The 18,610-nt window shown below is 26.0% G+C and carries 16 protein-coding genes; 14 read left to right on the top strand and 2 right to left on the bottom strand.

The features are described from left to right. Positions 1-222: 222 nt before the first annotated feature. Complete coding sequence (locus I2E98_RS02845; protein WP_195467454.1) at positions 223-3,834, bottom strand: MucBP domain-containing protein; 3,612 nt, start codon at positions 3,832-3,834, stop codon at positions 223-225. 184 nt (positions 3,835-4,018) lie between these two features. Here I2E98_RS02845 and I2E98_RS02840 point away from each other — a divergent pair, with 184 nt between their 5' ends. Genes I2E98_RS02840 through I2E98_RS02830 form a run of 3 tightly spaced genes read left to right on the top strand, consistent with a single transcriptional unit; the run spans position 4,019 to position 6,293 of the window. After that, the gene (locus tag I2E98_RS02840) at positions 4,019-5,047 is read left to right on the top strand and encodes an acyltransferase (protein ID WP_195467453.1); all 1,029 of its coding nucleotides are present in this window, start codon (positions 4,019-4,021) and stop codon (positions 5,045-5,047) included. Next, on the top strand, positions 5,034-6,098 hold the full coding sequence (locus I2E98_RS02835) for an acyltransferase family protein (protein ID WP_195467452.1): 1,065 nt from the start codon (positions 5,034-5,036) through the stop codon (positions 6,096-6,098). The genes I2E98_RS02840 and I2E98_RS02835 overlap by 14 nt, the downstream gene beginning before the upstream one ends. Before the next feature lie 48 nt (positions 6,099-6,146). Next, on the top strand, positions 6,147-6,293 hold the full coding sequence (locus I2E98_RS02830; RefSeq protein WP_195467451.1) for an acyltransferase family protein: 147 nt from the start codon (positions 6,147-6,149) through the stop codon (positions 6,291-6,293). A 1,011-nt stretch (positions 6,294-7,304) separates the two neighbouring features. Here the strand turns inward: I2E98_RS02830 and I2E98_RS02820 are convergent. Next, positions 7,305-10,025, bottom strand: coding sequence for a hypothetical protein (locus I2E98_RS02820; protein ID WP_195467450.1), 2,721 nt, complete (start codon positions 10,023-10,025; stop codon positions 7,305-7,307). A gap of 164 nt (positions 10,026-10,189) precedes the next feature. Between I2E98_RS02820 and I2E98_RS02815 the strand changes: the two genes are divergently transcribed. The 11 genes from I2E98_RS02815 (at position 10,190) to I2E98_RS02765 (ending at position 18,593) form a co-directional block, all read left to right on the top strand. After that, positions 10,190-10,786 carry a YdcF family protein gene (locus tag I2E98_RS02815; RefSeq protein ID WP_195467449.1) on the top strand — a complete coding sequence of 199 codons (597 nt, stop codon included), beginning with the start codon at positions 10,190-10,192 and terminating at the stop codon, positions 10,784-10,786. 57 nt (positions 10,787-10,843) lie between these two features. After that, positions 10,844-11,710 (top strand): metallophosphoesterase, encoded by an 867-nt coding sequence (locus tag I2E98_RS02810; protein ID WP_195467448.1) that lies wholly within the window; start codon positions 10,844-10,846, stop codon positions 11,708-11,710. A 224-nt stretch (positions 11,711-11,934) separates the two neighbouring features. Next, entirely contained in the window at positions 11,935-13,164 is a 1,230-nt protein-coding gene (locus tag I2E98_RS02805) for a nucleotidyltransferase family protein (protein WP_195467447.1), read from the top strand. Positions 13,165-13,562: 398 nt separating this feature from the next. After that, complete coding sequence (locus I2E98_RS02800) at positions 13,563-13,847, top strand: hypothetical protein (RefSeq protein ID WP_195467446.1); 285 nt, start codon at positions 13,563-13,565, stop codon at positions 13,845-13,847. A 283-nt stretch (positions 13,848-14,130) separates the two neighbouring features. After that, positions 14,131-14,415, top strand: a complete 285-nt coding sequence (locus I2E98_RS02795; protein WP_195467445.1) for a hypothetical protein — start codon at positions 14,131-14,133, stop codon at positions 14,413-14,415. Positions 14,416-14,591: 176 nt separating this feature from the next. Beyond that, on the top strand, positions 14,592-15,515 hold the full coding sequence (locus I2E98_RS02790; protein ID WP_195467444.1) for a hypothetical protein: 924 nt from the start codon (positions 14,592-14,594) through the stop codon (positions 15,513-15,515). Positions 15,516-15,839: 324 nt separating this feature from the next. After that, a complete protein-coding gene (locus I2E98_RS02785; protein ID WP_207737562.1) occupies positions 15,840-16,169 on the top strand; it encodes a lasso peptide biosynthesis PqqD family chaperone in 330 nt (109 codons plus the stop codon). Next, positions 16,144-16,599 carry a lasso peptide biosynthesis B2 protein gene (locus I2E98_RS02780; RefSeq protein ID WP_195467443.1) on the top strand — a complete coding sequence of 152 codons (456 nt, stop codon included), beginning with the start codon at positions 16,144-16,146 and terminating at the stop codon, positions 16,597-16,599. Before I2E98_RS02785 ends, I2E98_RS02780 begins: the two co-directional genes overlap by 26 nt. 45 nt (positions 16,600-16,644) lie before the next feature. After that, a complete protein-coding gene (locus tag I2E98_RS02775; protein WP_195467442.1) occupies positions 16,645-16,944 on the top strand; it encodes a hypothetical protein in 300 nt (99 codons plus the stop codon). Between the two features lie 571 nt (positions 16,945-17,515). Beyond that, the gene (locus I2E98_RS02770; protein ID WP_195467441.1) at positions 17,516-17,785 is read left to right on the top strand and encodes a hypothetical protein; all 270 of its coding nucleotides are present in this window, start codon (positions 17,516-17,518) and stop codon (positions 17,783-17,785) included. Between the two features lie 265 nt (positions 17,786-18,050). After that, on the top strand, positions 18,051-18,593 hold the full coding sequence (locus tag I2E98_RS02765) for a Uma2 family endonuclease (RefSeq protein ID WP_195467440.1): 543 nt from the start codon (positions 18,051-18,053) through the stop codon (positions 18,591-18,593). Positions 18,594-18,610: the final 17 nt, after the last annotated feature.

Here is an 18,610-nt window from a genome sequence, read left to right as displayed (position 1 = left end):
CGATGCATACTTTAGCAATGCTAGAAATTCAGAAGTCTAATAGAAATTTCTATTTATAATATTAGTCTATATAGATTTAAATGTGCTCCTATGTCAATATTTTAGATACAAAAAGTCAACATTTTTTATGCTGAACGAGGCTGTAGATAATTTTGTGTAATATAGTTTCTTATAAATAAAATATTACTGGAAATTTTGCTTTCCAGTAATATTTTTTTAGTGTTATTCAATTATAATTATATTATTACATAGTTTTGAGGTAGGATCACAGAGCAATAAATTACTAGGTGTTAAAGTATTATTCATAAATAAAATATTTATATTATTTTTTATAGAATTATTTAAGCCCGTAATTATATATTTAGAGTTAAGGAGAAAAATTTTATTTTTAGAAATACTTAATATATCTTGCTTAAGACCAATTTCTCCAGTATTATTACCTATATCATCTGTATGAAATAATATTAATCCATTGGTGCTAGTTGAAGTAATAGTGTTTTCTATGAGAGATATAGGACTTCTCATAGTATATAAGGGTAAGCTAATAAGGTGACTAGTATTATTAATTTGACAATTACTAATTAATATTGGAAAGTTTTTAGGTTTTCCCCAATATAGAGCAGTTAATATTAAGTTAGTAATTATGCATTTATAAAAGCTAAGAGATCGAGTATTAGTGCTATCAAAATGTTCAAGTGACATATTAAATATATTGCAGTTAGTAAATTCTAGATTACCTTGTATCCAACCAGAAATATCTTTTAAAGTGCAATTAAAATATTTTCCAGAGCTATGCCCTTGACCTTTTTTAGAAGTAATATTACAATTTTTAAAAATTCCTTTTCCTAAACTAGAGCTAGGGGTAGAAGAGTCGCTTAGATTACAATTAATAAATAGCGTATTATCGACAGTAGTGGAATAAGTGTAGCCTATAATATCACAATATTTAATTGATAATGGAATATCGGAATTTTCTGAATTTATGATATTTATACCATTAGTACAAGTGTTTTTATAAAATCTAATATAGCCACTTTTAAATCTACTGTTGCTAACCAAATTTATACGTTTTATATTTTTACAGTTTCGGATAACATAAGAATTACATCTACCATTTGAGCTGAATCCAATATTTCCATCAATCATAGTATCTATTATGAGATTATGACCACCAAAAGCTACAAAGCCACTTCCATCATAGTTTTGAGAATTAATTAATTTAAAAGTTGAGTCCTGCATCATATCCCATCCATCTTCACAATCAATATCAGATATAGCTTTAGCTTGACCACAATTAATGAAAGATAAATTTTCCGCTAACATATCATTCATTTTAAATGGAGAATATCCAACGCATCTTACATTATTAAACTTATTATTTTTAAATGCGCAATGTCTAGGTCCTTGAATTGAATTTATAGTTAAACCTGTAGTATCAGATGATGAATTTAAAATTGTAATTTTTAGAAAATATGAGTCTTTTGGTATTTTTACAATCCTATATTGATAAGAATCTATTGATATGATATATTCTTTATTAATATTATAAAAGTGACATATTATATTCCAGGTTCCACAACTATTTCCTTGATAACCTAAATATCTACTTATGACTAAATAATCATATTGTACACATGTAGATATATCTATAAAATCACAAGTAAGTCTAGTTGTGCTAGAAATTATATTTCCATTAGTTCTAGATATATCGCACAATGAGAATTTTCCATAAATTGGGATTGGGTTAAAAGAGTTGTAAGTTGAATCAGTTCTAGAAAGTTTAAAGCCATTTATAGCTCCATATCCAACTATATCCTTAATTAATAAATTTTCAATAGAGCTAAATTTTGAGTTGTTATAAATTCCAACTCCGTGATTTTGTTCATCTTTACCATCATATATATGAGTAAAGTAATCGCCTTCTAAAGTTCCATTAATTAAATGTGAATCAAAGGTATTATCTAATTCTAGCATTAAAGTATTCTCACCTTGAAATTGATTTAATTTAATTGTGGCCTTATTAAGGTCTAAAGTAAAGTGTGTCGGAATATATATTGGTGTTTGATGGTCAATTCTATAGGTTCCAGGTAGTAATGTTAATTTATTATATCCTGCAGCTTTTTTATCATCTAAAAGTTGTTGTAATCCTATTCTTGTATTTATAGCTTCGTGTAACACTTCATCTTTGTTATAATCACTAGCATAGACAACTTGATTTTCTCCCCACCAATTATTAGGTGTTCCATCACCATCTGTGTCAGCAATGACACAAACATAAGTTCTTGATTTAGGAATAATATTTGATGCAGCTTCAACTAAAGCAGCTTTAACAGTAGTGCTATCCTTAGTTATTAATGAAGATAAATCAATAATATTTTTAACTTCATAATTATCAGTATTTTTAATACTATAAGTTACTAAATCATCTTCAGTCATAATATATTCTTTAATTTCAACATCGCCTTGAACTAAGAAGAAATTAAATAGCTCATGGGAATTCCTACCATATTTATCAGCACAAAGAATAGAAAATTTTTGCTCGCCTTCAGTAGAAAAGCTACCTAAACTTACTTGATGATCTCCAGCTTTCAAGTAGTGATATAATTTATCATTTTGACCTTCAACTCTAACAGTAACAGTAAAAGTTTCACTATAATCTTCTTCAATATATTCTTTTTGATAGTAATCAGTAATATAGTAGTCAATAAATACTTCTTCACCTGGTTTAACTATAGGTTTAATATAATAAGTTGAAATATATGGTACGTAATTCCAATTTAAATCATCGGGAATTTTAATTTCATTATATTTAAAAGATATAGTCTGATTAGGTTCAACAGTTGTCAAAGTAGTAGAAATACTAGAATCACCATCAATTTCATAATTATCAATATATATAGCATCATAAGTATAACTACCTAATGCTATATCACTTATTGTAGTTGAGGGGACAATTTCAGATAAAGTAGATGAATCAACATATTTAATAGTGACACTACCAAACAATTCATTATATTTAAATTCAATTTCTACATCATGATTATCATCAGTTAATTCTACTACTTGAGTAGAATCATTTGCTAATGAGTAACCAGAGATATCTTTATAAGTGTAGCTATAGCTTCCTAACTTTAAATCGGTAAAGATATCAGCTTTTAATAATTCGGCAGAAGAAGAGTTATCAATATATTTAACAGTTACAGTTCCTAATATTTCTGTATATTTAAAAGTAATTGTTACATTTTGAGACGATTCTGTTATAGTAACTGTTTTTGTTTCATTATCACTTAGTACATAGCTAGGGATATTAATTGCTCCATAGGTGTAAGTGCCTAAAGGCAAGTTTTCAATAGTTTTGGATTCATAGATATCGGTGCCTGTAGTTATATCCATATATTTTATTGTAATAGTTCCTAATACTTGATTGTAATAGAAGGTAATTATTTGATTAGGATTTTCTTCTGTTAAATTAACTGATTGAGTAGAGTCGTTTTGAAGTTTATAGTTATATATAATTCTTGCTTCGTAGTTATGGCTTCTAAGCTCAAGGTTATTTATTGTTTCGGAAGGATATATTTCATTATTAGTAGTAATATCTATATATTTTAGTGTAACGGAACCTTTTGCTTCAATTGGTTCGGTATTTAATATTTTCAAATTCCCTTTTTTAACATAAGCATTAATATTATTATATTTAAAATATGCCCAAGATTTAGAAATACTTATTACATCAATTTGATCACCTCTATTAAGAACTCCTAGGACTTGAGAAAACATATTAGGTTTATTCATAACAAGAGCAGTTAAACTTGATACTTCGTACAGAGTGCTCATTTATATACCCCTTTCTTTTGTTTTTATATAAATAAAAATGTTTATTATATAATATGTGGAGTAATAAACAAAAGTGACAAAAATAGCATAATATGGTAAAATATGAATCGTGAAACAATATAATAAATAAAATTTGTTATATAACTTTTACAGATAAACTTTTTTATTATATAGGGGGATAATAATGATTTATACTTTACAAGGATTAAGAGCATTAGCCATGCTGGGTATTTTTTTATTTCATTCAGGATTATTACTTAATGGAACATTTCCTGTAACATTTTTTTTTATTTTATCAGGATTTGTATTATATTACACTAAATCTAATACTGTTGATAATATGGATTTTAAGCAGAGTATTAGATGGGCTTTTATGAAAATGGGGCCTTTTTATATTATACATGTAATCACATTTTTACTTAGTATAATTATAAGATGGGAATGGGTAAGTAATATGGAAACATCAATATTAATTAAAAGAATAATAATAGATTTATTATTAATTCAAAGCTTTTTTAAAGAAGATGCATTTATATTTAATAATTTAGCATGGTTTTTATCTGTCATATTTATTTTATATCTAGTTTCAATTCCTATTATTAAATTAATAAAGAAAATAAAATTAAATAAATTAATTATGTTTATTTGTTTAATTTTAATAACTCAATATATATTAAATTTAATTAACATTATGAATATGGGGAATTTATATTTGTACTCTAATCCGTTATATAGATTATTAGATTTTTGTTTAGGTATGATAGTTGCAAAATTGTTTATCAAAAATAAATTTGAAATTAAAAATTATAATAGGTGCGAAATAGAAATAGTAGTTACATTTATATTAATGTATGTAATCTCTTTTTTTGTAGATACTCGGTGCAGTTATTATTCACTATTATTTATAATTGCTTTATATATTTTTTCTTATGAGAATGGATGTATTTCAAAACTATTAAAATGTAGAATATTACAAAGTCTTGCTAAAATAAGTTTTGAATTTTATATGGTACACGAGCTTATATTAATATTATTTAGAAAGGTATTCTCTAATCTTAATTATAATTGGTTAATAAAAAATATAATAATATGTATACCTTCACTAATAATTTCATTAATAATTTCAAAATTAATTAGTAAGTATATTACTCGGAATATAAAAGGTAATTATAGAAGTGATGGTATTTGGGGGAAGAGATATGGAGTTAACTAAAAATCAGATAAAAATGACTAAGGGTGTAGCGATTTTATTTATGTTACTTTTACACTTATTTTGTACAAAAACATATGAAGGTTTATATATACCATTAATATTTATAGGGGATACTCCTTTAATATATTATTTGGCTTTATTTGGAGACTGTTGTGTAGCTATATACTGTTTCTGCAGTGGTTATGGATTATTAATTAGTTATAAAAATAATAAAGAAAATTACATTAAGAATAATTTAATGAGAATTTTTAAGTTATATATAAACTTTTGGATAATACTTTTCATATTTGTAGTTATTTTGGGGCCATTAATGGGGCAAGGCGAAAGCTATCCTGGTACTTTAAAGAATTTTATATTAACATTTACGGCATTAGATCCAGCGTATAATGGTGCATGGTGGTTTTTTACAACATATATAATTTTAGTTTTACTATCACCAATTATAAATAAAGTTGTAGTTAAATATAATAATACATTAGTTATAGCTTTATCATTTATATTTTATATATTTGCATATATTCAAAGAATCAAAGGAGTAATAGTTTTAGATAATAGTATATTAAATTGGTTTATAAGACAAACATCTCTTTTTGGAACATCACAATTACCATTTACAATTGGTTCAGTATTTGCTCATAGAAAAATATATAGTAAATTAAATAATATATGCAATAAGATAAGATATAAAAATATATTAGGAATACTAATGTTAATATTAATGATAGTAGCACATGGAATGGTTCAAACATTATTTGTTGCTGTATTTACAGGAATAGTATTTATTTGTATATTTAATTTGATGGATAAACCAGAATGGGTAAATAGATTGTTTAATTACTTAGGGGATCATTCGACTAATATTTGGCTTATTCATATGTTCTTTTATATGATTTATTTTAAGAGTTTAGTATATGGAGCTAAATATAGCTTTTTAATATTTCCTTGGTTAGTAGTTTTATGCTTAGCTTCATCTTATATAGTTAATTTAATATATAATATAGCAATAGGATTAACACAAGGAAGAAGTAATGAGTTAGAAGTAATTGAATGAGTATTTAAAAGTGTATTAAAAATTATGGGTAAACAAAAAGGGGGAACTATGGAAAGAAATTATTCAATAGATAGAATGAAGTTTTTATGTTGTATAGCTGTAGTATGTATACATACATCACCATTTAAGGATTATGCAATTGGTACAATAATAAATGTAGTTTCTAGGGTAGCAGTTCCATTATTTTTTGTTTAAAGTGGATATTTATTTTATGGAAACTTTAATTTGAATTATACTAAAAAATATATTATTAAAATAGCTAAATTATTTATTAGTTGGACTATATTTTATATAATTTTAGGGTTAAGTCTTGCATCAATATCTAATATACTAAATGGAAATAATGTGTTTTATGGATATAAAGACTATTTTTCCTAATTTAATATAATTGATCTTTATTATACTAAAGGCATAATAAAATATCATTTATGGTATTTAAGTTCAACTATTATAATAATTCCAATATTATATTTAATTATAAAAAATAATTGGATAAATAAATTTATAATTATTACATTAGTAATAAATATATTAGGAATATTTATATATAATAGTGACTTAGAAATAGTTGAAACAACAAGGGATGCTATATTTTTAGGTTTATTTTACTCAGTAATGGGTGTTTATATAAATATTAATGAGAAATTACTAAAGAATAAATTTAGTAAAAAAATTTCATTTAAATATATGATAGTAATATTAGGTTTTATAATAATATCTATCGTAGAGAGGAGATTATACGATATTTATTTTCCTAAAACAGCTGATTTTTATATTTCTACAATCCCATTAACTTTTTTATTATTTATGTTATGTATAATTAGAGATAGTAAAAAAGAGAGTTTTATTACGAATATAGGTGCTAATAGTGTAGGTATATATTTAATTCATATTGCATTTATAGATATTATAGACATAGCTCTATTTAAGCTAAATTTAACAAGCATAACTATGACAAAGCATTGGCAAATTATATATACACCAATTATTATTATTTTATCATATATAAGTTATAGAGAAATACAAAAAATTAAATTCAAAATAATAGGCACTTTAACAAATTATAAGGTAGTGAATAAATTAAATATTAAAAACTAATAAAAATAAGAGTACTTAAATATAAAATATAATTATACACTATAAAAATAATTATAATAAAAAGATAATGGGTATGTAGAATATATAACATACCCATTGATAGAGTAATTAATTATTAGTAATTTTTATGTTATTATTGTTACTACAACTATTAGTATATAAATTCAACTCTTTAGATAACAGCTCATTACTCCTAAAAGTAATATTAATATTATTAACAGTATCCTTATTAATACCACTAACAACATATTCAGAGTTATCAAGTCTTATTTTATTATTTTCAATAGTAAGCATGTCTTGTTCAACTAATTCACCAGCAGACCCACCAGTTCTATCATCATAAAATACAATCATGCCATCCTTACCATTAGAGATAAAAGAAGAATTAATTATACTTATAGGCCTTTTCATACTATAATGAGGTAATTTCAATAAAAAATCTTCATTATTAATATCACAATTATTAAATAAGGTAGTAGCTCCTTGATGCCAATAATCAAAGGTAATTTCAAAGTTATTAAGTTTGCAATTAGTAAAAGTATAACTAGGTTCATAAGCACCAGCATACGTACTCCAATTATTTATAGTACTATTACTAATATCAAAAGTTCCATGAATATTTCCAGTTATGTCTTCAAAGGTACAATTTTCATAAACTCCACCTATATTTTCACCGCTTTTATTTATAATAGTGCAATCTTTAAAGTTTCCATTAGCTAAGGCTGTATTCCAATTATTATCTTTATTATTGGATTTATCAATATTACATCTTAGATATAATCCAGTATCAATAATATTTTCAGCTCTACCATTAATATTACAATCCTTAATAGTAAGAGGCCAAATATCATTTTCTTCAGCTGCTCCAATAGTAATATTGCCATTAACGGTATTATCATAAAATCTAACATAACCACTACGTTTTCTACTTGTGTGACCTAAAGAAGCATTATCTAAATTATCACAATTTCTAACAACATAAGAGTTAGTACGTTCCCAAAAGTACACTTTTCCATCTATCATATCTTCAATTACAAAATTATGACCTGCACAAGTTAAAAAATCATTATTAGGGTTATCATGAAAATTAAGTTTTCTAAAGGTTACATCTTGCATCATGTCCCATCCATCTTCAGCATCATAAGCACATTTAGCAGAGGATTGACCACATTTAGTAAATTCACAGTTTTCTACTAACATATCTTTCATGGCAGATTGGGCCAACCCAACACATCTATTATTTTCAAATTTAATATTTTTAAATGAACAATGAGTGGGAACCATAAAATATTGAACTGATAAATCAGTTGGATAACTTTCTTCTAAAATTGTGACTTTAATATATTTAGCACCATCAGGAACTCCAATTCTTCTATAAAAATAGCTATCAACAGAAGAAATATATTTTTGCTCTCCATCATAAAAATGAGCAATCATATTCCAAGTATTACAGGAGTTGCCTTGATATCCTAAATACCTACTAACTGATAAATAACCAATTCCATCATATCCTTCAATAGAAATAAAATCAGATGTTGTTCTATTAGTAGACTCAATTAGTTTACCAGTTTTTATATCAATATCACCTAGTTTAAAACTATCACCAATTGAAATTGGATTAGTGTAAGTATAATATAAAGATTCATCTCTAGATTTAGCAATGCCATTACTACCACCATATCCAGTTATATCTTTTACAACTAAGTTTTCAAAAGAGCTATATTTAGCTTCACTACCAATACTAATTCCCATTACCCATTCAGAATTATTGGGAGAATTTGCATAGTCATGACTATAATAATCTCCTTCAATTGTTCCATTAATAACATGTGAATCAAAAGTATTGTTAAGAGTTATCATTAATGCCTTATCGCCAGTAAATTGATTTAATTTAATAGTTGCTCCATTCATATCTAAATTAAAGTTTGAAGGAATAAAAATACTTTCTTGATGATCAATTCTATAAGTTCCAGGTAACAATTTAATAGATGAGTAGCCTTTAGCACTTATATCATCAAGTAATTGTTGAAGCCCAATTCTTGTGTTAGTAGATTCTTGCATTACAACATTTTTATTATAATCATCAGCATACTTAACTATAGTTTCACCCCACCAGTTTCCAGCTTCACCATTACCAACAGTATCTGCAATTATACAAGTATAAGTATTAGAATTAGGAGTTATAGTAGAGGCTATTTTTTCAAGTTCAGCTTTAACTGTTTTAGAAGTAGGTTCCTCTAAATTAAGAGTAGCAATATGTTTATCTTCATAAGTATCGATATTTTTAATATTATATTTAGTTAAATCATCTTTTGTCATTATATATTCTTTTTCTTCTTTATTTTTTTCTTCTACTAAAAAGAAATTAAAAAGTTCATGTGAGTTACGACTATACTGATCTGTGGCTATTATTGAAAATTTTTGTTCACCTGGATTTTTGAAACTTCCTATATTAATTGAGTTGTCACCAGCTTTAACATTCTTTTTAACTATGTCTTTTTGCCCATCTATTTTAACTGTTATGGTGAATGTTTCTGAAGTATCTTCTTCCGTATATTCTTTATGATAATAATCTGTTACATAATAGTTTATTATTACATCTTCATTAGGAGAAACCTTAGGTTCTATATAATATGTCGATATATAAGGTACTTCATTTAAATTTATATCTTTAAGTGAGATAGAATCTGTATTTATAGTATTGCCTTTATAAGTAATATAAGATATTAGGTTTTGAATTAAAAATGTAGTTGTAATAGTTAAGATTATTAATAATGGTATAAGTACAGCTATAAATATATTAAATTTCTTTCTATTTAATTTCTTCATTTAATCCTCCTTATAAATATAACAAATTGATATTAATTTATTTTAACATATTTTGTTAAAAATATTGAAATATTTAGAAAAAATGTTTAAATTTATATTGGGGATTATATAATTAATATAATAATTTAATAAGGTTTTTATTTAAAGGAATAGGAGAAGAATTAATGAGTAAAAAAAGGAAAGTTATTATTTTAATAATAGTTACAGCAGTATTAATAGTAATTATAGGATTAAATCTAGGAAGGTTTTTAGTGGAATCAGATAAATTAGAAAAAGCAGATGCAATAGCAGTTTTTAGTGGAGATAGTGGAGCAAGAACTGAAAGGGCAGTAGAACTTTTAAAGGAAGGATATGCTGATTACTTAATACTTTCAGGGGGAAAGGTATATGATGATGTAACAATGGCAGAATTAATGAAAAATCATGCAATAAAATTAGGAGTAGATGAAAACAAAATACTTATTGATGATGAAGCATCAACGACTAATGAAAATGCTGAATTTACAAGGGATATAATAGAAGAAAACAATTTTAAATCAGTAATAGTAGTAACATCTGATTATCATACAAGAAGATCAAAACTAGCTATGGAAAAATCTTTAGAAAATACATTAATAGATGGAGAGAAAGTATCTGTAACTGTAACTCCATCTAAAGAAGAAAAGTTTACTACTAAATGGTGGACAAGTGGTGATAGTGTTCTTATGGTCATAAGTGAATATTTAAAGCTTATGGGTTATTGGGTAAAGGGATATATATAGTATTTATTTTTTTCATATATGATAAGTTTATATAGTTCTTTTCGATTGGAGGCAAAAATGAAAAATAAGAAAATTATAGTATCAATCTGCATAGTTTTAATTTTTATAAGTATAGTTATGTGTTTTATTAATAAAATAGATGTAACAAAATATACAATCTCAAATGAAAAAATACCAGAAGAATTTAATGGGTTTAAAATAGTTCAATTATCAGATTTTCATAGTCAAGGCTATAGAAATACAACAGAAGATATAATAAATAAAGTAAAAGACATTAATCCAGATATAATTGTAATGACTGGAGATATGGTAAGTTGGGATATAGAAGATATAGAAGAGGTTAAAATTTTAATTAAATCATTAGCAGAGCTATATCCTATATACTATATTGATGGTAATCATGAACATTTAGCTGAAATTTTACGTCCAGGAAAATATGTAGCTTTTATTGAATTTATGAAAGAGTTAGGAGTTACTACTATAAAAAATGATTATATAGAGATATATAAGGGAGATAAATCTATTAATTTATATGGGATAAACCTTCCTTTAGATGGAGCAACAGGACTTTATGTAAATAAGTTTCAATTAGAAAAAAATTATGTTGAGAAGACATTACCTGAGGCTAATGAAGAGAAATTTAATATATTGTTGGCACATACACCAACATTTATTAAGCAATATAGTCAATGGGGAGCAGATCTTGTTTTATGCGGTCATATGCATGGTGGAATTGTAAGAATTCCATTTACTAATATTGGACTTTTATCACCGGAAAGAACCATATTTCCTAAATATGCTGCAGGTAAATTTAAAGTTAATGGATCTATAATGATAGTAAATAGAGGAATAGGAACATCATCATTTAAGTTAAGACTTTTTAATAATCCAGAAATTACAGTAATTACTTTAAAGAGCAAATAAAATGATATATAAATAATAGAAAAGAACTTTTAAGGTACCTAACATAGTAAAGATAGGAAAAGCTTTAAAAGTTCTTTTTTGTATAGAGATTTAAATAATTGATAAATAGTATCATTAATATCATATACAAAAAAGTAATAAATTGATATAATATAAAATAGTTAGTTATGTAAAATAAGTAATATTATGGTTATTTGTTTTGAGGGGTATTAGGAGGATATAATATGAATAATGCACAAAAACAGTTTGTAGATATTTTATCTGCAGGCATTAGAGGAAAGAGAGCAGATAAAGTATATGAGAATGTTGATTGGAATGAAGTAATAGATTTAGCTAATAAGCACAAGGTCGAAGGAATAATATACTTAGCTTTACGTAAAAGTAATTTGGCCTCAAAAATTGGAGAAAATAGAATAAATTTATTAAAACAAAAAGCTGCAATTACAGGAATAGGACAATCAAGGCACATCTCAGGATTATCTACTGTTCTTAATAAAATTACTGAAGAAAATATTCCAGTAATTGTTTTAAAAGGACTAGTTGTAAGAGATTTTTATCCACAACCAGATCAAAGAACTATGAGTGATGCAGATATTTTAGTTCATAAGGATGATGTAGAAAAAGTTAAGCAATTATTAATAGAAATGGGATATATTTATTTAGAGGATCATAAGGCTTCACATCACATAGCATTGGTTCATCATAAATATCCAGTTGTTGAATTACATTGGAATTTATTTAAGAGAGATGGATTTAGTAATGAGCTAGAACATTATGAAAGATTAATTTGGAAGAGAGCTATAAAGGTCAATGTAGGGGAAGCAGAAGTTCTATCGCTTTCATACGAAGATTTAGCATTACATTTATGTATGCATATGGCAGCTCACCTTGCAGCGACGGGATTTGGAGTAAGGCAGCTTTGTGATCTTGTTGTACTTGTTGAAAAGAAGGGTGAAGAAATTGATTGGAATAGCTTTATAATGAAGGCAAGAATGTATGGCTTTGAGAAATTCAGCTTAATTATGTTTTTATTATGTAAAAAGTTATTTGATATAGAAATACCTAAGGAGTTAGAAATTAGGTCTGTAAATAATAAAAAATATGTAGCGGCATTGATTGATGAGATTTTTGAAGCTGGAGTACATGGTAAAAAAGACATGTCTAATCAATTTGCTACTCAAGTTGCTTTTAATTTCGAGGATAAGGATAGTAATGCTACATTAGGAGCTGTGAAAAGATATTTTAGATTTATTTTTCCTAGAATTAGTGATATGTCAGATAAGTATAGTTATGCTAAGAAGTTTAAGATTTTAGCTCCAATTGCTTGGATTCATCATTTATTTGTAGGAATTTTTACTAGTGAATATAGTTTTAAGGATAAATTTGAATTTTTAACTAAGGGGGCAGCTACTGCTGTTAATAGAAATAAGTTGCTTGATTGGATGGAATTATAGTGTAAATATTAAGAGTACTGTGGTATTAAATACAGTACTCTTTTTGTGGTGTGCCAAGCATGGACAACAAATTGATGGTGAAAGTCGTTGTGCTATTGTAGCTGGAACTACTAGCTAAAGATAAGGATGTCCATACTATTAGAAGACAACAGATGTCATAGTAACTTTCTCTTGCTCGATTAGATAGTAAGATATCTGGAGTTATTAATTAGCATTAGGCATAAAAGATTATAAGTTTTTTTATAAATAAGCAATATTAATTATTTACATAAAAGTAAATAAAAGGTAAAATATTAGTATAACATATTTAAATATTTATTTTTAAATTGGGGCGCAAATTTAGGAGTAAGTAGTTTAAGAATGTTTACGAAAATTATAAAGTGAGGGGTGAATAATTAATGAAAAAGGCATGGGAAAATCCTAGAGTTTTAGGACTAGAATTACATCATACTAATGATGGGCAAGGTGTTTATTATAGTAGTAAAGCAAGAGCAACTTTAGTGTGTAGAGGTGTTGGAAGTATTGGCGCTGATGGAAAGGTGACTATTGATAAGCATTGTGGAGAGCATATATTCGGAGCAACACTAGATGAGGCTAGAGCAAATTGGTATAAACACTGTGCAGAGGTTCATCCAAATGATCCACCTATTGGTGATGAACTTGTTGTAGGAAGAATATCTTAGAGTTCATTTAATAGAAAGTCATCATTAATATTAGTGATGATTTTCATTTTGTTGAAAAACCCCTATTTAAGAACAGGGGGTTTTTCTATTATGTACGTCTAGTAGGGTAACTGAATGAATTTTAATAACGTATCTTAAAGAGGGGAGTAGTCAATAATGAGTAGTTATTGAAAAAGAAAATATAATAATAAAGTGTAATTTACATAATATGTAATAAAATGTTATAATTGTTAATGCAAAACAAACTATATGAATAAAAAATAATAAATGAAGGAGAAAAGAAATGAAAAAGATATGGGAAAATCCTAGATTTTTAGGATTAGAATTACATCATACAAACGATGGAGAAGGTGTTTACTATACTACAAATACAAGAGCAACTTTAATTTGCAGAGGAATTGGACATAGAGACGCTAATGATAAAATAGTTATTACTGAACCATGTGGAAAGTCAATATGGGGAGCAACATTAGAAGAAGCTAGAGCAAATTGGAGACTACATTGTGAAGAGGCTCATTCAGGAAGACCAATGATTGGTGAAGAATTAGATTTTGGTAGAGTATCTTAGAATTTAATAATAATTATAATAAAAAGCCATCACTAATAATAGTGTTGGCTTTTTATTAAGTAATACTTTTTTATTAAAAACTACTACTAAATAATAATTTATTATTAATCAATAAGAGTGTATAATTATGTTATAAATTACATATATTACATAAAGTATAAGCGAGGTAAAGTTTAGTGATAAATAATTATTATGTTTATGGATTAAATATTAAATCAGAAATAGAAATTCAGGAATTTGAAAAGATAGATAGAATAGAAAATAAAGATATAGTTACTATAAGGTATAGTAAAATGCAAAAAGAAATAAAGGATAAAATTTCAGAGGGATGCAATATACAATTATTTAAAGATAAAATATGGTTTCATATAAATAATATAGCTACATATTGTATAACAAATGGAAATAGCATAGAAGTTGAAGTTTGTGAAAATGCGGACATGCAGCTTATGAAAGTATATATTATGTGTAGTTGCTTAGGATTTATAATGCTTCAAAGGGATATGGTTGCTATTCATGGTGCAGTTATAGAGATGGATAATAAAGCAGTTATATTTACAGGAGATAAAGGAGCAGGAAAATCTACATTAAGTACTGCATTAAGAGAAAAAGGATATAGATTTATTTCCGATGATGTTGCCTCAACTAAATTCGATAAAGTTCCTTATGTAATGCCAGGTTTCCCATATCAAAAATTATGTAAATCTGCCATGGATAATTTTGGTTATGAAAAGGACGAATATATTTCATTTATGAGTGATGATGAGATTAAATATATAGTACCAGCTAAGGATAAATTTGTTTATGAAGATAGAGAGCTGACAGCAATAGTCAAACTTAGTGTTGGTAGTGTTGAAGAAGTAACAATTGAAGAGTTAAGAGGGGGTGAAAAATTAAATAATATAATTGAAAATATTTATAGGGGTGAATATATCAAATATTTGGATGGAATGAATCCAAAGTATTTTAAACAGTGCCTTAATATAGCTAAAAATATAAGGTTTTTCAAAATTACTAGACCAGTGAATAAATTTACAGTAGATGAGCAAATTGAATTAATTGAGAGAGCAATAATTGGAGTTAAAGAGGCCGCAGTATAAAGTGAATATAATGATTAAAGAAAGCCAATATGTAATATAAGCATATTGGCCTTAATTATTATAAAAGCATTTTAAATATATTAGAGTTATCAGATTATAAATCTATAATAAGAAGAATTTATAGTATGAGTTTATATAAGTTTTTTATAATAAAAAATGATATTTGTAGAAAAAATAATAAGAAGTAATTCTTATTAGTAATTAATAAATTAATCAAATAGAAGTATTTAATTAATTTGAATTAATTGGTAAAATTTATATATAATTAGTAAACATAATAAGTAAATGTTTTGAATTAAATATAATAGGATAGGAGATTAAAATATGATTAATTTTAAAAAGAGTACTGGGAAAGTTGGAAAAGTAAAAAGAGATTTAAGAATAAATCTAGATACAATAATTAATAAAAATTTAGAAATAGAGGATACTGACTTAGATGGAGAAAAAGTAATGATGAACCTTGAGAAAGGTGAATACTTTATGATGAATGAAGTCGGAAGTAGAATATGGGAAATTATTAGTAAGCCTATAAATGTTAAAGATATAATTGAAACTTTACGTTCTGAATATGAGGTTGATGAAGAAACTTGTAAGTGTACAGTAATTGACTTTTTAACAGGGTTGAATCATGCAAAGCTTATTAGTATTAGCTAGAAAAACTAAAACATTTATATGCATGGATAATAAAGAGAAGTTTTATATAATACAAACTTTTTTTTATACAGGTTTTTATAGAGCATTTATACTTTTTATACCATTTAATAAGTTAAGAAAACGTATGGGTACACATAAACAAGAATCTCCAGAGAAGGTTGATAATGATACGTATAAGATTGCTAGAAGAATTGCTTCTAGAGTTTTATTTGTTTCAGCTAAGACACCATGGGAAAGTAAATGTTTAGTACAAGCATTAACTGCTCAAAAGTTATTGAAAAACCAAGGTATTTCCACAACAATTTATTTAGGTGTTAGAAGATATGAAAATGAAATGAAAGCTCATGCATGGCTAAGGTGTGGTGAGTATTATGTTACAGGTGGAGGAGTTATAGATCAGTATACTGTAGTAGCTAAGTTTGCTAATTAAAAAATATAAATATAAATTAAAAAATAATAAAAAAGGGGTATTTTTATGGAAAAGAAAAATTGGAGTAATCCAGAGTTAAAAACTTCAGATGCAATTCATACACATGAAACAGAATGTTCTTGTGGAGTTGTTATAAGTGGTGATATCACAACTTTTAAGGCGAATAAACATCCTTGTCACAAAACAGGAAATGGGCAGCATAACAATAGTGGAAATCACACTGAGGGAGTAGAGCAAAATGGTCATGTTCTTTCATCTGGATGCACAGATCCAAGCCATTATGATGCACAAGGTAATCCTATGTGTTGTTGCTTTAAGGCTGCATCAGTTGGAGGAATGTCTTAAAGGGTTAAATGATGATAAGAAGGAGAAGATTAGAATTTGAATCTTCTTTATTTGTGAATAATAACTTTTATTAAAAAATTTGAGATTAAAAATAATATTATATAAATTTAAGAGGTAGTATCTATATGTAGAACTATTTTATAACAAACAATTTACAATGTTATAAATAAAGTTCATTCATGATCAAGAAAATAAACAATAAATATATTACACTTAAAATGTTAATACAAAATATGGAAATTAACATTTTAAGTGTTTTCTTATTATAAAATATTAATTTGTTATTGCTACTAAAGTATTAATTATAATAATAAGAATATTCCCCTAAAGTGTAATTTACATAAATTGGAGTAATAATATATAATAAATATACGCTGATATTAGTATATGGATATTTTAATTACTACTGATTAGAACTAGATATGAAAATTAATTTAGTAAATAAGTGGTAATTAAAGATCAATAATTTTATACTTAATAAATTCAGTAAGATAATATAATTAATCGGAAATGGTACCTATATACCCAAATGGTATCAGTACCGAAGTGTACAAAAGGGAGAGGATTAATAATGAAAAAATGGGGAAAACCAGAATTAAAAGTTTTAGGGGTAGAGGATACAAGAGAGGGAGTTTCAATGACAGGTATTTATGCACCAGAGGGATATGAATGGATATGTGCAAGTTGTTATGGAGATCCTAGAGGTGATATCGATGATAAGGGAACAACTAATGACGGAATTATATACACAACGCCAAACCAAACTTGTGGTGATTGCAAAGTAAGTAATAGATGGATAAAAGTATTAAAAGGAACTAAGCCATCGGTAGGTCTATCTTAAAATTTTAAGGTTAAGTAGTTATAGAGATTAAATTTATTAATTTATCAGTAAATGAAAATAACATAGATGTTACTAATATCTAGTTAAGACATGATGTAAGATTGTCTTAATAATAAAAACCACCTTCAATACTAACAAATTAGTATAGGGGTGGTTTTTATAAATAAAATTAACTCACTATATAGTTTTACATGTAATATGTTTATAAAATCTTAATGGTGGTTTATAATATAACTAATGATATATGGTTAGAAGGGAGAAGTAAATGAATACAAATAAAAATATTTATATAACTCCAGAAGAATATGAAAAAATGCAATCAACATTTAATTGTAAAACTGAATATGATAATGGAAGAATTATCATGCATTCAGATACATCAATTAGACATAATGATATAGTATTAAACATAGCATTTGCTTTAAAAAAATATCTTAAAGGTAGAAAATGCAAAGTTAGTACAGAGCAAATAGAGGTTATATTTGATGAAAATATAAAATATAAACCAGATGTATTTGTAACTTGTGAAGAAGCAACAACAAAAGGTCAAAGTTTTACATCACCACCAAAACTAATATTTGAAGTAGTTTCAAAAAGTACTTCTAGCCATGACTATATAACAAAGCTTTCAGTATATCAAAAATATGGAGTGATGGAATATAATATAGTAGAGCAAAATGGAAATATTGTTCAATATGGATTAGAGGATGGAATTTATAGAATAACAAACACATTTCATAATGGGGATATATTTTCAAGTTATTTATTTAAAGATTTTACTGTAAGTATGGAAGAGATTTTTGAGTAAAAATAAAAGCTACATAT

The sequence above is a fragment of the Clostridium sp. D43t1_170807_H7 genome (genome assembly GCF_015555905.1).
Lineage (GTDB): Bacteria > Bacillota > Clostridia > Clostridiales > Clostridiaceae > Clostridium.
Note: the sequence above shows the minus strand (reverse complement) of the source record. Positions and strands in the feature narration are given on the sequence as shown.

Coding starts and splice junctions, on each gene's coding strand:
- I2E98_RS02815 (WP_195467449.1), top strand. CDS start 10,190: ATGAGTAAAAAAAGGAAAGTTATTATTTTAATAATAGTTACAGCAGTA.
- I2E98_RS02795 (WP_195467445.1), top strand. CDS start 14,131: ATGAAAAAGATATGGGAAAATCCTAGATTTTTAGGATTAGAATTACAT.
- I2E98_RS02775 (WP_195467442.1), top strand. CDS start 16,645: ATGGAAAAGAAAAATTGGAGTAATCCAGAGTTAAAAACTTCAGATGCA.
- I2E98_RS02770 (WP_195467441.1), top strand. CDS start 17,516: ATGAAAAAATGGGGAAAACCAGAATTAAAAGTTTTAGGGGTAGAGGAT.
- I2E98_RS02845 (WP_195467454.1), bottom strand. CDS start 3,834: ATGAGCACTCTGTACGAAGTATCAAGTTTAACTGCTCTTGTTATGAAT.
- I2E98_RS02765 (WP_195467440.1), top strand. CDS start 18,051: ATGAATACAAATAAAAATATTTATATAACTCCAGAAGAATATGAAAAA.
- I2E98_RS02800 (WP_195467446.1), top strand. CDS start 13,563: ATGAAAAAGGCATGGGAAAATCCTAGAGTTTTAGGACTAGAATTACAT.
- I2E98_RS02780 (WP_195467443.1), top strand. CDS start 16,144: ATGCAAAGCTTATTAGTATTAGCTAGAAAAACTAAAACATTTATATGC.
- I2E98_RS02830 (WP_195467451.1), top strand. CDS start 6,147: ATGGAAAGAAATTATTCAATAGATAGAATGAAGTTTTTATGTTGTATA.
- I2E98_RS02805 (WP_195467447.1), top strand. CDS start 11,935: ATGAATAATGCACAAAAACAGTTTGTAGATATTTTATCTGCAGGCATT.
- I2E98_RS02840 (WP_195467453.1), top strand. CDS start 4,019: ATGATTTATACTTTACAAGGATTAAGAGCATTAGCCATGCTGGGTATT.
- I2E98_RS02835 (WP_195467452.1), top strand. CDS start 5,034: ATGGAGTTAACTAAAAATCAGATAAAAATGACTAAGGGTGTAGCGATT.
- I2E98_RS02785 (WP_207737562.1), top strand. CDS start 15,840: ATGATTAATTTTAAAAAGAGTACTGGGAAAGTTGGAAAAGTAAAAAGA.
- I2E98_RS02820 (WP_195467450.1), bottom strand. CDS start 10,025: ATGAAGAAATTAAATAGAAAGAAATTTAATATATTTATAGCTGTACTT.
- I2E98_RS02810 (WP_195467448.1), top strand. CDS start 10,844: ATGAAAAATAAGAAAATTATAGTATCAATCTGCATAGTTTTAATTTTT.